Origin of the sequence: Mycobacterium sp. (genome assembly GCF_036490025.1) — a bacterium.
Taxonomy (GTDB): Bacteria; Actinomycetota; Actinomycetes; order Mycobacteriales; family Mycobacteriaceae; genus Mycobacterium.
Map to the genome: position 1 here is coordinate 1 of NZ_DASXEP010000058.1, position 14,679 is coordinate 14,679.

Consider the following 14,679-nt stretch of genomic DNA (forward strand, 5'->3'; position numbering starts at 1 on the left):
CGTCGACGTCGCCGACCTTGCCCTCGGTCGCGGCCTCGAGCACCTTGGCGGCCAGAGCCTGGAAGTCATCGCTCTTGGCGACGAAATCGGTCTCGCAGTTCAGCTCGACCAGTACGCCACCCTCGGCGCTCGCCGAGCTGACGACCAGGCCGGCGGCAGTGGCGCGCTCGGCGCGCTTGCCGACGTCCTTGGCGCCCTTGATGCGCAGGAACTCGACGGCCTTATCAAAATCACCGGAGTTTTCTTCCAGCGCCTTCTTGCAGTCCATCATGCCGGAGCCGGTGAGCTCACGGAGCCGCTTGACATCCGCGGCGGTGTAGTTCGCCATCCTGGCGAGCCTCCTTCGTGGGAGTGGGTATCAGGTCTTTAGCGCCACCATGCCGACCGCTTCCGAACAGGAAGGGCCGGCACGGTGAAATCTCCGAACGGTGCTATCAGCTCTCGGCGGCGGCAGGCTCCGCGGCCGGAACCTCGACGGCCTCGACGGCCTCGGCGGGAACCGCAGCGGCCTCGTCGGCGGCCGGGGTCGCCTGTGACAGCAGCTCCTGCTCCCACTCGGCGAGCGGCTCGTTGGCGGCGCCGGCCTCGGGCTTCACATCACCGGTGGCACGCGCGGCGCGAGCCTGCACACCCTCGGCGACGGCAGAGGCGACGACCTTCGTGAGCAGCGCGGCCGAACGGATCGCGTCGTCGTTACCCGGAATCGGGTAGTCGACCAGATCGGGGTCGCAGTTGGTGTCCAGGATCGCGATGACCGGGATGTTCAGCTTGCGAGCCTCGCCGACGGCGATGTGCTCCTTGTTAGTGTCGACGACCCAGATTGCCGAGGGCACCTTGGCCATGTCCCGGATACCACCGAGGGTGCGCTCCAGCTTGTTCTTCTCACGCGTAAGCATGAGGATTTCCTTCTTGGTGCGACCCTCGAAACCGCCGGTCTGCTCCATCGACTCCAGCTCCTTCAGGCGCTGCAGGCGCTTGTGGACGGTGGAGAAGTTGGTGAGCATGCCGCCGAGCCAGCGCTGGTTCACATACGGCATGCCGACGCGGGTGGCCTCGGCGGCGATGGACTCCTGCGCCTGCTTCTTGGTGCCGACGAACAGCACGGTCCCACCGTGGGCGACGGTCTCCTTGACGAACTCGTACGCCTTGTCGATGTAGGTCAGCGTCTGCTGCAGGTCGATGATGTAGATGCCGTTGCGGTCGGTGAAGATGAACCGCTTCATCTTGGGATTCCAGCGACGGGTTTGATGCCCGAAGTGGGTGCCGCTGTCCAGCAGCTGCTTCATGGTTACAACAGCCATTGTGGCTATGTCCTTTTGTCGGTTTATGCCCGGCGACGGGTGAAGCCGGGCCCTGGCGGCTGCTGCGATGCCGGACCCGTCGTGGGACGGGACCGCCCGGCATGCGGTGCGAACTCCTAGTGGAACGGGAGCGGCGATGCAGACGCGCGAAGTCAGCTCGTATTACGGGCTGCGCAGAGCAGTTTACACGGTTCGGCCAGGTGCTTTGTCCACAGCGCTGGCTGGCCGGTTTGCCGGCACCGCGGTGGACTGACGAGGTGCGATGGGCCACGACGATCCTCGCCGCGACGCTGCTCTGCGCGATCCCGGCTCGAAGCGACGTGGCCCGACTCCAGTGGCCGTTACGGCCGCCGCCGACGGTGGTACGAGCCTTCGACGCCCCCTCGCCGAACTGGAACCGCGGCCACCGCGGGGTCGACCTGGCGGGCGCGCCGGGCCAGCCGGTCTACGCCGCGGGCACCGCGACGGTGGTCTACGCCGGGACGCTGGCCGGCCGGCCGCTGGTGTCGCTGGCCCATCCGGGCGGTTTGCACACCAGTTACGAGCCTGTTCGGGCCACTGTGCGGGTCGGGCAAACGGTGACCGCGGGGACGGCGATCGGTGAATTGTCGGCCGGGCATCCGGGCTGCCCGGTCTCGGCGTGCCTGCACTGGGGGGCGATGTGGGGACCGGCCGCCCGTGCCGACTACGTCGATCCGCTGGGGTTGCTGACATCCACACCGATTCGGCTCAAGCCGCTGCGCGGTTGACGACTAGGCCCGCGGGTGCGCCTGGTCGTGCACCGCGCGCAGCCGGGCGACCGTCACATGGGTGTACAGCTGGGTGGTGGCCAGGCTGGCGTGACCCAGCAGTTCTTGCACGACGCGCAGGTCGGCGCCGCCCTCCAGCAGGTGGGTGGCCGCGGTGTGCCGCAGGCCGTGCGGGCCCATGTCGGGTGCACCCTCGACCGCGGCGACGGTCTGGTGCACCACGGTGCGGGCCTGCCGCACGTCGAGGCGGCGGCCCCGCGCGCCCAGCAGCAGCGCCGGCCCGGATTCGGCGGTGACCAGAGCCGGGCGCCCGCCGGTCAGCCACCCGTGCAATGCGTCGGCCGCCGGCTCTCCGAACGGCACGCTGCGCTGCTTGTTGCCCTTACCCAGCACCCTCAGCAACCGATGCCCGGTGTCGATGTCGTCGATGTCCAAGCCGCACAGCTCGCTGACCCGAATACCGGTGGCATACAACAACTCGACGATCAAACGGTCCCGCAGGGCCATCGGATCACCTTGCTGCGAACCAGATTTGGCCGCCGACATGGTGGCGAGAGCCTGGTCTTGCCGCAGCACCGCCGGCAGCGCCCGACGCGCCTTGGGCACCTGCAACCGGGTCGCGGGGTCACCGGCCAACAGACCTCGTCGCGTCGCCCATGCGGTGAACGTCTTGACCGACGAGGTGCGGCGCGACAGCGTTGTGCGCGCGGCGCCGGCACCCGCCCCGGCGGCCAGCCACGACCTCAGGATCGGAAGGCTCAGCCCCTGCAGGCCGCCACCCGGGGCGTACTCGCCCAGAAACGCGAACAACGACCGCAGATCACCCAGGTACGCGCGACGGGTATGCGCCGAGCGAAGGCACTGCAGCTCCAGATAATTGTCGAACTCGTCGAGGATCGCCTCCACTACCTCACGGTCGCAGAGACCTGCGTGATGACTCAGGTGACGCGCCGCAGGGTGTCCGGAGTGAGATCTTTGCGCGTCGGGTAGCCATCGACGGCCATGGTCAGGTCGGCTTCGGCCAGCAGCGACCGCAGTACGTGCACGATGCCGTCGACGCCGCCCAGCGCCAGACCGTAGGCGTAGGGTCGCCCGACGCCCACCGCGGTCGCCCCCAGCGCCAAGGCTTTGACGACGTCGGCGCCGCTGCGAACACCGGAGTCGAACAGCACGGGTAAACCGTCGGCGGCCTCCACCACGCCGGGCAGGCAGTCCAGCGCGGCCAGCCCGCCGTTGGCTTGCCGGCCGCCGTGGTTTGAGCAGTAGATGCCGTCGACGCCACCATCTTTGGCGCGCCGCGCATCGTCGGGGTGGCAGACGCCCTTGACGATCAGCGGCAGCTTGGTCAGCGAACGCAGCCACGGCAGGTCGTCCCACGTCAACGGGTTGCCGAAGAGCTGAATCCAGCGCAGCACCGCGCCTTGCGGGTTCTCTTCGGGGCTTTGCGCCAGGCTTGCGCGGAAAACCGGGTCGCTGGTGTAGTTGCTCAGACACTTTCCGCGCAGCTGCGGAAAGTTGGACGTGCTCAGGTCGCGCGGACGCCAGCCGGTGACCCAGGTGTCCAGGGTGACGACGATGCCCTTGAAGCCGGCGGCCTCGGCGCGGTGCACCAGACTGGCGGCCAGTTCACGGTCGGTCGGGGTGTAGAGCTGGAAGAAACCGGGCGTCGCACCGAATTCGGCGGCGACATCTTCGAGCGGATCCTCCGTCAATGTCGACATCACCATCGGGACCCCGGTGCGGGCGGCAGCGCGCGCGGTGGCCAGGTCGCCGTGGCCGTCCTGGGCGCACAACGCAATCACCCCAATCGGCGCCATGAACAGCGGACTCGGCAACGTCAGCCCGAACACGTCGATCGATAGATCGCGTTGTGCGGCGCCGACGAACATCCGCGGCATCAGACCCCATCGCTGGAAAACCTCACAGTTCGCCCGCTGGGTGCGCTCGTCGCCCGCCCCACCCGCAACGTAGGACCACAACGACGGCGGCAGCGCCGTTTCGGCTTTGGCTTCCAACTCCGCGAAGACCATCGGGAGCGATGGGACGACTCCCGCCAGGCCTTGCAGGTAGATCTCGTTCTGATAGTCGCCGAATGCCATGCGCTGAGCATGCCAGCCGGCGATCGGGCTGACGAGGCCCTAGTGAGCCGTGGCCTCGGCTGCGGCGAGCTCCTTCTTCCACTGACGGAACGTCTCTTCGGTGCGACCGCGCCGCCAATAGCCAGATATGGACGCCCACTTCGCATCGACGCCGCGATCTCTGCGGATGTACGGTCGAAGGTTGTGCATCACCGCCTGTGCTTCACCGTGCACGAAGGCCTGCACCTGTCCGGGAAGCCAGAACGCGGTTTTGACGCCTTCGACCAGCGGCGCGTGGTCGCCCGCTCGGTCCTCCCCGACCAGATCGGCTCGACCGCCGCGGTAAAGCCAATTGACCTGGACGTCCTTCGGGGCGATCAGGGCGACTTCGTCCTCGGGCCCGGCGACCTCGATGAACACTTGACCGATTGCATTGCCGGGCAACGCTTCTAGCGCAACGCTGATTGCCGGCAGCGCAGTCTCGTCGCCCGCGAGCAAGTGCCAGTCGGCTGCCGGGTCGGGCGCGTAGGCCCCGCTCGGGCCCATCAGATACATCGGTTGCCCGGGCTCGGCCGTCGCGGCCCACTGTCCGGCTGTCCCGTGCTCGCCGTGTACCACGATGTCGATGGTGAGCTCGCGGGCGGCCGGGTCGGCCCGCCGCACGGTCATCGTCCGCACCACCGGCTGTTTGGCGGCAGGCAGATCGGCGAAGCTGTCCAGCGTCAGCGGACGCGGCAGCGCGGCCTTATCAACGTCGTCGGCGAGGAAGACCAGCTTGACGTAGGAGTCGGTGAACTCGCTGGGCGTGAAGGTGTCGAAACCGTTGCCGCCGAGTACAACTCGGATCATGTGCGACGTAATGTGTTCGGTACGCACTACCTCGAGCGTGTGCACTGGTCGACCGGGCACTCGATTCCTCCTTTGAGCGTTGACCCTCGACTATACGAGTCGTCGCGGTCACGCCGGTTGGCTACGTTTGCGGACGATTCGCCAGCAGCCGTCGTGACGTTCGGCCAATCCGGCGATTTCCAGCATCGCCAATGGCGCCAGAACCCGTGCCGGCTCCAGCGCGGCGGCGACGGCGATCTCGTCGACAGTGGCGACCCCGCGACCCGGCAGCGCCTCGTACACCCGCCGCTCCTCGTCATCCAACCCGTCGAGCGGCGTTGCCGGGTGAGGCTGTTCAGGCGCCAACTCACCGATGCGACCGACCAACTCGACGATGTCTTCGGCGCGGGTGATCACCTCGGCGCCCGCGCGCAACAGCGCATGACATCCGGTCGATGCCGAGGAGGTCACCGGCCCCGGCACCGCGCCAACGACCCTGCCCAACGCCCGTCCCCATCCGGCGGTGTTGGCTGCCCCGCTGCGCAGACCGGCCTCGACCACCACCGCGGCACCGGCAAACGCGGCCACCAAACGGTTACGGGTCAAGAACCGGTGCCGGGCCGGTCGCACTCCCGGCGGATACTCAGTGACTAACATCCCGTCGATGCCGACACGATGCAGCAGCGCGGAATGCCCTGCGGGATATGGAATATCGATTCCTCCCGCCAGGACTGCGATGGTGACGCCGTCGGCCGCGAGTGCCGCCCGGTGAGCCGCGCCGTCAATGCCGTAGGCCCCGCCGGAGATCACCGCGACATCGTGCTCGGCCAGACCCGCCGCCAGGTCCGCAGCGACCTGTTCGCCGTAGCTGGTCGCGGCCCGGGTTCCGACGAGGGCGGCGGCCCGTTGCGCCGTCTCGTCGAGTCGCGCCGGGCCCAGCGCCCACAACACCAGCGGCGGTCTGCCCTGCGGCTTGGCCTCAATAGCGCTGAAAGCCGCGAAAGCCAGCGTCGGCCACTCGTCGTCGTCGGGCGAAATGAGTCGACCGCCGCGTCGGGCAAGCAATTCGAGATCCTCTGCAGCCCGGTCGATCTCATGCCTCGCCTGCGTCCGACCTGCCAGTGTCGCGTCCACTTCGCCGCGCCGCACCCGCTCAGCTGCCTCCACCGGCCCGACGCGGCCCACCAAGGCGGCCAGCTCGGCGCACGGTGGTTCGACGACTCGCGACAGATAGGCCCAGGCGCGCGGCGTCACATCGGTCATCGCGCCGCTCCCGGTTGACGGAAGCTCAGCGCGACGGCCACCTCATCGCGTCCGGGTGCGGTGCGGCCGGCCAGATCCGCCAATGTCCATGCCACGCGCAGAGTTCGGTCCACGCCCCGAATGCTCAGCAGCCCGCGATCCAGCGCGGTCCGCAGCGGCTGCATCGCCGCATTGCTGGGCCGGAATCGACGCCGCAGCAATGTTCCACTGACCTCGGCATTGGTGCGGCAACCGTGCGCATGCCAACGCTGCGCCGCCGCGTCACGTGCCAACGTCACCCGGTGACGGACCTGTGCCGTCGACTCGGCGTCGGTCGTCGCGAACGCGCTCATCCGCACCGGGTGCATCTCCACCTGCAGGTCGACGCGGTCGAGCAGCGGCCCGGAAAGTCTGCCGAGATAGCGACGTTTGGCCGCCGCCGCGCAGATGCAGTCACGCGGGTCGGCGGGCGCGCAAGGGCACGGATTCGCGGCCAGAACCAGTTGAAAGCGGGCCGGGTAGCGCGCCACTCCGTCTCGTCGAGCAAGGCGAATCTCGCCTTCTTCCAACGGTGTTCGCAACGCCTCCAATGCGCTTACCCCGATTTCGGCGCACTCGTCGAGAAACAGCACCCCGCGGTGCGCCCGGCTGACCGCGCCGGGCCGGGCCATGCCCGAACCGCCGCCGACCAGTGCCGCGACGCTGGAGCTGTGATGCGGCGCCACGAACGGCGGCCGGGTGATCAGCGGAGTGGCCTCCGACAGCAGGCCTGCCACCGAATGAATCGCGGTGACCTCCAGCGACTCGCTGTTCGACAGCGACGGCAACAGCCCCGGAAGTCGTTGCGCCAGCATGGTTTTACCGATGCCTGGTGGCCCGGTGAGCATGAGGTGATGCGCTCCGGCGGCGGCCACCTCGACGGCGAAGCGAGCCTGGGCCTGTCCCATCACGTCGGCCAGATCCGCGGGCGGCTCAGCCGCCGGAACCACCCCGCTGATCCGCTCGTCGAGCCGAACCGAACCGCTGAGCCAGCCGTGCAACTGCGCCAGGGTGCGCACACCCCAGACCTCGATGCCGTCGACGAGGCTGGCTTCGGTGAGGTTCTCTACCGGAACCACCGCGACCCCCCAGCCGGCAACCTTGGCGGCCAGCACCGCAGGCAGCACCCCGCGCACCGGTCGGACCCGTCCATCCAACGCCAATTCGCCCAGCACCACCGCGGTTTCCAGCTGTCGCCACGGGGTCTTGCGCTGTGCCGACAGCACCGCGGCCGCCAGCGCCAGGTCGTACACCGAGCCCACTTTCGGCAGTGTCGCCGGTGACAGCGCCAGCGTCAGACGCGACATCGGCCACTGGTTGTTGCAGTTGGTGATGGCGGCGCGGACCCGGTCGCGTGACTCCTGCAGCGCGGCGTCAGGCAAGCCCACCAGATGCACGCCCGGCAGACCTGAGGTGATGTCGGCTTCGATCTCCACGATCTCGCCGTCCAACCCCAGCACCGCTACCGAGAACGCCCGCCCGAGCGCCATCAGCCGATGCCTTGCAGGTGGGTGATCTCCGGGGTGCGGCGTCGGCCGATCCGCACTCCGATCACGTCGATGCGGACCGCCGTCCAGCGCCGGTCCTGACCGGCCAGCCAGATCGCAGCCAGTCGGCGCAGCCGGCGCGCCTTCTGCGCGGTCACCGCTTGCGCGAGTCCACCGAAGCCGTCACCGGTGCGGGTTTTCACCTCGACGAACACCACCGTGTCGGTGATCGGGTCGACGGCGATCACGTCCAGCTCGCCGTAGCGGCAGCGCCAGTTGCGGGTCAGGATCCGCAGCCCCAATCCGGTCAGGTGATCGGCGGCCAATCGCTCACCGAGCGCTCCGATTTCGGCTCGTGTCAACATCGTCATGCCGCCACCCTGCGACAGCGCACCGACGCGGATATCCACCGTGCGCCGATCGCCGCGGCACTGCCGTCGGTTATCCCCAGTTGCGCGGTAATCCACAATCGGCTCGCGCGCCTCGTTGACCTGTGGTTAAGCCGCCGTTAGCATCGCGTTCAGGCGATGAAGCTCGCCTTTAACCGCCGTACCGGCTGATGGCTTCTACCCGTGGTGTTCTGGGTTAGAAGGCGGGTGTGACAGTGAGTCAAAAGCCCCTGATCGCGCGGCGTATTCGATGAATTCCCTTAGTGCCGAACGGCATTCACGCCGCTGCATGCCGTTCGGCGCGGATCATCAGCCCATGTCGATCTATCGAAAGGAATACTGATGTCACTTGTCGCGACGCAACCGGAGGCGCTCAACGCCGCCGAAGCCGCCAACGCCATAGCAGCGAGTTAAGACGGGGTCCGGCAATGGAATTCGCGATGCTGCCACCGGAGGTAAACTCCGGCAGAATGTATGCAGGGCCCGGAGCGGGGCCGATGCTGGCCGCCGCGGCGGCCTGGGACGGGCTTGCCGCCGAACTCCAATCCACGGCGGCGTCGTATCAATCGACGATCTCCGAGCTGACCGGCGGGCCGTGGCTGGGCGCGTCGTCGGCGTCGATGGCCGCAGCGACCGCACCCTATCTGGACTGGATGACCACGGCCGCCGGGCAGGCCGAGCACACCGCTACGCAGGCCAAAGCCGCCGCGGCGGCCTATGAGGCCGCGTTCGCGATGACGGTGCCCCCGACGGTGATCGCGGCCAATCGCAGCCTGCTGATGGCCTTGATCGCGACCAACGTGCTCGGCCAGAACACCGCGGCGATCGCGGCCACCGAAACTGACTACGCCGAAATGTGGGCCCAGGACACCGCCGCGATGTACGGCTACGCGGGCTCATCGGCGGCGGCAACGACGTTGACGCCGTTCAGCTCTCCCCCGCCGACCACTAACCCGGTTGGCCAAGGCGCCGCGGCAGGGCAGTCGATCGTGTCGAACGGCCCGCAGCTGATGTCGGTGGTCCCCCAGGCGCTGCAAGGGCTTGCCGCGGCACCGGCGGCGGTGGATCCCGCGTCGCTGCTGACGTTGCTGACAGCGATCATCATTCCCTTGACGGCCGTGGACATACCGATCGCGACGACAAGCGCCACCGCGTCGGCGACGAGCGCGTCGGCGTCATTCACGTCGGTGGGAACGAACTATCGCGGTTTTCTGATCAATGCCGACCGTGATTTCGCGCAGGGCAAGGGACCGTATACCGGCTATGGCCCCGGCGCGGCCAGGCTGCCGGACTGGTTCTTCGGCGGCCAGGGCAGCGTCGGCTCACCGTCGGACGCGGCGCCGTCATCAGTGTCCGCCGGACTTGGCCAGTCGACGACGGTCGGCCGGCTGACGGTGCCGTCGGCGTGGACGGTCGCAGCGCCCGAAATCCGCCCGCTCGCCTACACGATGCCGATTGCCAGCGCCGCGGCCGCTCCTGAAATCGCCTCGGCTACTTCCGGAAACCTGTTCGCCGAAATGGCGCTTGCCGGTGCGACCGGGCGAGCCGTCGCCGGCACCGCTGCCCCGGCGCGCACCGATCAGGGGATCAGGATGACACCACGGGAGAACCCGAAGCCGCCGCAGCGGCCGCCGAACGAGGCGGTAACCGAGATCGCCATCGAGTTGCGCGAGCTTGCCACCCGGGCGCAATCGCTGCTCGCCAAGCTGGCCGAGTCCGGACTGATGACCGCCGAGGAGGTGACGCAGCAGAAAAAACGCTTCCTTTGGTGATGCAGCGATTAGCCGTCAGACCCGATCGAATGGGCCGGCCTACGCAGCACGCCCGAAGCGATGGTCGCCGCGACCATCCACGCAGCCGCGTAGCCGAAAGCCACCGTTGGCGAGGCGAGCGTGTAGAGCAACCCGGCGATGACTGTCGCTACCATGTCGCCTGTCGCCTGCACGGCCCCTAACACTCCAAACCCGCTGCCGCGCAGCCTGTCCGGAAGCAGCTGCGCCACCACTGCTGATTCAGTGGGCTCAGCAAGTCCGGTTCCCGCCCCCGCCACCGCAAAAGCCAGCGCCACGGCAATCGCGCTGTGCAAACCCGCGGCGAACGCGCCATAGGCGATGACGTAGACAGCGGCGCCCGCTGCGAACACCCGCCGGGGGCCGACCCGGTCATACCACCGCCCGGCGCCCAGCGAAGCCAACGTCGCGACCGCATTGTGCCCGGCGTAGAGCAGAATCGCCACGGAGCTCGCCGTCGCAACCGATCGATGCTGCGAGGTCAGCAGCTGGGTGGCGCGCAATATCAGCAGCGTCGTTGCGAGGTTGCCGAACTCGAAGAGCAGTATCGGCACCAGCGCACGAAGCATCCCGGCATCCCTCAACGCGCGCAGCTCAAGCCGACGTGATGAGGACCCGCCACCGGTACGCGCCTTGAGCCGGGACTCGCGTGCGGCCACGATGATTGCCAGTGCCGCGAACAATCCGGGAAGCGCGGCCAGATACAACGTCGGCCGAACACCAACCCAGCTCACCAAGCCGGCCGCCAGCAATGGACCCGCGACCGCGCCAAGGTTGTCGCCCGCCCTTTCGAGCCCGAAAGCCCTTCCCTGTGCCGACGCCGGGCTGAGCGAAGCCAGTATCGAGTCGCGGGCCGGAGATCGTAAACCTCGGGATAGCCAGGCGATCGCCCGCAGCGCACCGACCTGCCATACGGTCACCGCCGCGCCGATCGCGCCGGTCGCCACGGCAGTGCCGAGATAACCACCAGACGCGATCCCTGCCCGTCGGTGCGGGTCGTTGGCCAACGGGCCGCCGATCAACTTCATCACACCGATCAGGGCGTCGCTGATTCCGTCGATCACGCCCAGTGCCGCCGCAGAGGCTCCCAGCGTGCCGGTGAGGAATGCCGGCAGCACCGACGTCGTCATCTCATGGCCAGAATCGGAGAAGAAGCTCGCCGCTCCGACTGCACCGACACCGGGAGTAAGCCAGCGGTCGTCAATGGTCACACCCGTTCTCCGATCATGATCTCAGTGACACGGCTCACCGGGCCATTACGCTGGGTTCGCCTATCAACATATCGGCTGGGCGGCTCAGCAATCCCGGCCGCGACATTGGGAGGTGCGGTTGTGAATCCGGCAGGTTACGGTGCCCTGCTGCTGTGCGGACCGCTGGCAGCCATCGCCGCGGTGTGGCTAGCCGACCGTGTCGGCGTGCCATATCCCGTTTTGCTGGTAGCGGTCGGCGCGATTCTCGCCTGGCTGCCGTGGGTCAACGTGCCGACGCTGGCACCCGAAGTCGTGTTCTATGTGTTTCTGCCGCCGCTGCTGTACTACGCAGCGTATTTCATTGCGCCAGATGACCTTCGGGCCAGTGCCCGGCCGATCGGTCTGTTGTCGGTGGGACTCGTGGTGGTCACTATGGCGGTAGTCGCCGGCGTGCTGCTGGGAATCGCAGGTGTGCCGCTCGCGGTAGCCCTGGTGGCCGGTGCGGTGGTGGCGCCGACGGACGCGGTTGCGGCGACCTCCGTATTCGCGCGGCTGGACGTGCCGGAGCGGCTGGCGACAATCGTCGAAGGCGAAGGCCTGACGAACGACGGCACCGCGTTAGTGCTCTATACCGGCGCGGTGGGCACCGCGATGGTCGGGGCAATTAGGCCCGGGCCGCTGGTCGTGACACTGCTTGCCGCTCCGGCGGGTGGTGCCGCGCTGGGACTCGCTGTCGGCTGGCTGGGCGTGCAGGTACGGCGGCGGATCGATCACTCGTTGCTGGAGATCACCGTGTCGTTGGTGACGCCGTACCTCACCTATGTGCTCGCCGAAGGCGCTCACCTCTCCGGGGTCTTGGCTACGGTGACCGCAGGCGTGTACATCGGCTCACACCTCAGTGCCATCTACGCGCCGGGCGCGCGATTGCAGGCCTTCGCCTTTCTCGACGTTTTGGTGTTCTTGCTGAATGCCCTGCTTTTCACCCTGGTCGGCATGCAGCTCGTGCGGTCGTTGCACTGGATTCCGGGCATACCCGCGGCGCGGGTCGTGGCGGTGATAGTAGCCGTGGTTGTCGTGGTGGTCGCATCGAGGTTGGTGTGGATGCTGTCCGGACCAGCCACCGCCAGATTGTTCGGGCACGTAACCGAGGCGCAGGCGTGGCGAGAACGCGTGATAGTTGCGTGGGCCGGCATGCGCGGCGGCTTGTCGCTGGCAGCCGCGCTGGCCATCCCGTTGCGACTCGCCGACGGCAGGCCGTTTCCCAATCGCGATCTGGTGATCGTGGTCGCCGCATCGGTGATTGTGGCGAGCCTGCTCATTCAGGGCACCAGCCTGCCCTGGCTGCTGCGTCGACTCGGCCTGAGAGCTGAGGATTTCGGAAGCGAGGAGAACAAGGCCCGGCTGAAGGCGGCCCGCGGCGCCTTGACGTGGCTGGACGGTCACCAGCACGCTGACGCCGCCGATGAGGCCAGCAAGTCTGCCCGGACGCTGTATGAGGCGAAGGTGCGACGCCTGCAGCTCGGCCCGCCCGGTGACGACGACTCCGACGACGCCCAGGAGACGGAGCGGTACCGGACGTTGCGGCTGAAACTGATCGGCGTCGAGCGGTCAGTACTGCTGAAGCTGAGGCGCGACGGCCGAATCAACGCGACAGTGTTGCGCGCCATCGAACGGGACTTCGACCTCGAAGAGGCAAGGCTCAGCGGCTCCTGAGCGTTGCGGTGAGGATCGAGGAAGCCGTGACGAGAACAAATAGATTTCAGCCTCATTCGCAACTAACTCGTCGCCAATTTACTCCCCGAAACGGCGGCATCGACGAAGTCAAACGACCGAAGCAGAGGCGTTGCGGTAATCGCGAGTTCGATCCCACCGGCGGTGAAATCACATGCAAAAACCATCGCGGCGACGCTGCGGCCGCGTCGTCATGTCCGGACGATGAATGATCGGCGCATCTTCCAGATGGTGTCATTGGCTCTCACTCGAGAAGGACCAGCAGCGCAACGAGCACGCCGACGACCGCGAACGCGAGCGATGAGCCGAGCACGAACGAGCCTCCGCGGGTCTCGAGGATGACGAACCCGTGGCGAGTCTCGCGGACGTATTGGTGTCGGGACACCGCCGCGAGCGCGGATAGGATGCCGGCGCAGATGAGCGAGATCCCGAGGATAGTGCTGACGCCGGCGTGCACGAAAAGGATTAGGGTGACGGCGAAGACGCCGCCCAGCCCGATCAGCGTCATTGTGCGCTGGAGGTGGTTCCGCTCGAACGGGTATTGCTCCCCCCACAGTCTCTGCGGCTTGGTGTTCATCGAGGCTCAGCCCCGTGGCACGAGGACGAGGACTATGACACCGACTCCCGCGAGGAGGATGGCCGCGAAGACGAGCATCGGGGCGCCGAAGCCGGGCAACGGCTGGCGCCGCCGCAGTGCGCGCTCGGTCACCAACCAGCGCTGCACACCGAGGCCGCAGGTGCCGAAGGCGATCGCCACGAGCCCCAAGGCGGGGATCTCGCTCCCGACCCAGGGGTGTTCGAGGAGGAGCCGGTCGATGGCGACGGCGCCTGCGAGCAGGGTCACCGCGAAGCGCAGCCACGACAGGTAGGTACGTTCGTTGGCCAGGCTGTAAAGGGGGTCGGGCTCACGGCCCACGTCATAGACCCCGCGCGGGAAGCGCGAACCGCGCTCCGGGTCGCTTTCGAAGGCCATCACCTCGTTGCTTGCCACCCAGGCACGATAGCCCCGTATGTTGGCGACCTACAACGAGATCTGACTGCGCAACCTTGTTCGGTGCAGTAATCCTGAGGCAAGTGCAGAGAAGAGGACCTGGCTGCGCGCAGCCCGCATCGCGTTGGCGTGGCTGGACAACCACCGCGACGGTAGACGACAGGAATGACGCCACCAAATCGGTACCTGCCTTCTGCGAGGCCAGGACTCGGCGCCTCCAGGCACCTGGTCCGAATGAGTAGAAATCGGCTGTCGCCGACGAGACGAAAAAATACATCGCATTACGGCTGACGCTGCTGCGTGTCGAGCGTTCCGAGGTGCTGGATCAACGACGCGACGGCCGCGTCAACGCGATCCTGTTGCGCACAATCGAACGCGATCTTGACCTTGACGGGTCCCGGCTCGGCGACTTCTGAACGTCAGTGGCGCCGAAGCTTATTGCCAGGTTGGATTCGCTCAATCTGGGTAACGCATTCGCTGTGACAGCAACGGACAGCGGGCGGGCAATACCGGTGCCCTTCGCTCAGGTGGTCAAGCGAACTTTTCTGGGGCAGCCGCTGGTCTCTGCGAAGCTGCAGTCCGAGAGATTGTCGACGCCGGTGGCCCTGGGCGCGGTGGCGCCTGACCCGATCTCCTCGACATGTTATGGCCCCGAACAAGTCTTGCTTGAGTTGGTGCCCGCTGCCGGCATGGCCGCTTTTGCTTTGTTGCTGCCGATCACTGAGCGAAACAAACATCCGGACACCCATGTGACGATGCTGATGCCGCGCCGCGCATACGGGCCCCTTGGACTGGTGTTGCATGACCGCACCGCCGACAAGATCGCCGAAGCCGTCAGCCGGACCCCGGGCTCCGCGGCCACGA

At 67.4% G+C, this 14,679-nt stretch carries 14 protein-coding genes, 1 pseudogene and 1 riboswitch; of the genes and pseudogenes, 4 read left to right on the forward strand and 11 right to left on the reverse strand.

Going from position 1 to position 14,679, the window contains the following annotated elements; all coding sequences use genetic code 11:
• Nucleotides 1-328, reverse strand: a 328-nt coding sequence (gene tsf, locus VGG53_RS06655; protein ID WP_331517226.1) for a translation elongation factor Ts, incomplete at its 3' end; no start/stop codon positions are given.
• Between the two features lie 106 nt (nt 329-434).
• Nucleotides 435-1,301 (reverse strand): 30S ribosomal protein S2, encoded by an 867-nt coding sequence (rpsB, locus tag VGG53_RS06660; RefSeq protein ID WP_331517227.1) that lies wholly within the window; start codon nt 1,299-1,301, stop codon nt 435-437.
• Nucleotides 1,302-1,558: 257 nt separating this feature from the next.
• Between rpsB and VGG53_RS06665 the strand changes: the two genes are divergently transcribed.
• A complete protein-coding gene (locus VGG53_RS06665; protein ID WP_331517243.1) occupies nt 1,559-2,050 on the forward strand; it encodes a M23 family metallopeptidase in 492 nt (163 codons plus the stop codon).
• A 3-nt stretch (nt 2,051-2,053) separates the two neighbouring features.
• On the opposite strand, the gene VGG53_RS06670 is transcribed toward VGG53_RS06665, so the two are convergent.
• Genes VGG53_RS06670 through VGG53_RS06695 form a run of 6 tightly spaced genes read right to left on the reverse strand, consistent with a single transcriptional unit; the run spans nt 2,054 to nt 8,095 of the window.
• Nucleotides 2,054-2,956 carry a tyrosine recombinase XerC gene (locus VGG53_RS06670; protein ID WP_331517228.1) on the reverse strand — a complete coding sequence of 301 codons (903 nt, stop codon included), beginning with the start codon at nt 2,954-2,956 and terminating at the stop codon, nt 2,054-2,056.
• A 32-nt stretch (nt 2,957-2,988) separates the two neighbouring features.
• Complete coding sequence (locus tag VGG53_RS06675) at nt 2,989-4,149, reverse strand: alpha-hydroxy-acid oxidizing protein (protein WP_331517229.1); 1,161 nt, start codon at nt 4,147-4,149, stop codon at nt 2,989-2,991.
• A gap of 39 nt (nt 4,150-4,188) precedes the next feature.
• Nucleotides 4,189-5,037 (reverse strand): siderophore-interacting protein, encoded by an 849-nt coding sequence (locus tag VGG53_RS06680; protein ID WP_331517230.1) that lies wholly within the window; start codon nt 5,035-5,037, stop codon nt 4,189-4,191.
• A 48-nt stretch (nt 5,038-5,085) separates the two neighbouring features.
• The gene (gene dprA / locus VGG53_RS06685) at nt 5,086-6,219 is read right to left on the reverse strand and encodes a DNA-processing protein DprA (protein ID WP_331517231.1); all 1,134 of its coding nucleotides are present in this window, start codon (nt 6,217-6,219) and stop codon (nt 5,086-5,088) included.
• Nucleotides 6,216-7,727, reverse strand: a complete 1,512-nt coding sequence (locus VGG53_RS06690) for a YifB family Mg chelatase-like AAA ATPase (RefSeq protein ID WP_331517232.1) — start codon at nt 7,725-7,727, stop codon at nt 6,216-6,218. Before VGG53_RS06690 ends, dprA begins: the two co-directional genes overlap by 4 nt.
• Complete coding sequence (locus VGG53_RS06695) at nt 7,727-8,095, reverse strand: YraN family protein (RefSeq protein WP_331517234.1); 369 nt, start codon at nt 8,093-8,095, stop codon at nt 7,727-7,729. Before VGG53_RS06695 ends, VGG53_RS06690 begins: the two co-directional genes overlap by 1 nt.
• Before the next feature lie 143 nt (nt 8,096-8,238).
• Nucleotides 8,239-8,300: riboswitch (Fluoride riboswitch) on the forward strand.
• Between the two features lie 241 nt (nt 8,301-8,541).
• Between VGG53_RS06695 and VGG53_RS06700 the strand changes: the two genes are divergently transcribed.
• Nucleotides 8,542-9,885, forward strand: a complete 1,344-nt coding sequence (locus VGG53_RS06700) for a PPE family protein (RefSeq protein ID WP_331517236.1) — start codon at nt 8,542-8,544, stop codon at nt 9,883-9,885.
• A gap of 8 nt (nt 9,886-9,893) precedes the next feature.
• On the opposite strand, the gene VGG53_RS06705 is transcribed toward VGG53_RS06700, so the two are convergent.
• Nucleotides 9,894-11,114, reverse strand: a complete 1,221-nt coding sequence (locus tag VGG53_RS06705; protein ID WP_331517237.1) for an MFS transporter — start codon at nt 11,112-11,114, stop codon at nt 9,894-9,896.
• Between the two features lie 120 nt (nt 11,115-11,234).
• Between VGG53_RS06705 and VGG53_RS06710 the strand changes: the two genes are divergently transcribed.
• Entirely contained in the window at nt 11,235-12,806 is a 1,572-nt protein-coding gene (locus tag VGG53_RS06710; RefSeq protein WP_331517238.1) for a Na+/H+ antiporter, read from the forward strand.
• A 262-nt stretch (nt 12,807-13,068) separates the two neighbouring features.
• Here VGG53_RS06710 and VGG53_RS06715 read toward each other — a convergent pair whose 3' ends face one another.
• Together VGG53_RS06715 and VGG53_RS06720 are read right to left on the reverse strand one after the other, a co-directional pair.
• Nucleotides 13,069-13,401, reverse strand: a complete 333-nt coding sequence (locus VGG53_RS06715; protein ID WP_331517239.1) for a hypothetical protein — start codon at nt 13,399-13,401, stop codon at nt 13,069-13,071.
• A gap of 6 nt (nt 13,402-13,407) precedes the next feature.
• Nucleotides 13,408-13,815, reverse strand: a complete 408-nt coding sequence (locus tag VGG53_RS06720) for a YidH family protein (protein ID WP_331517241.1) — start codon at nt 13,813-13,815, stop codon at nt 13,408-13,410.
• A gap of 479 nt (nt 13,816-14,294) precedes the next feature.
• Here VGG53_RS06720 and VGG53_RS06725 point away from each other — a divergent pair.
• A pseudogene (locus VGG53_RS06725) lies at nt 14,295-14,679 on the forward strand (hypothetical protein); the annotation flags it as partial.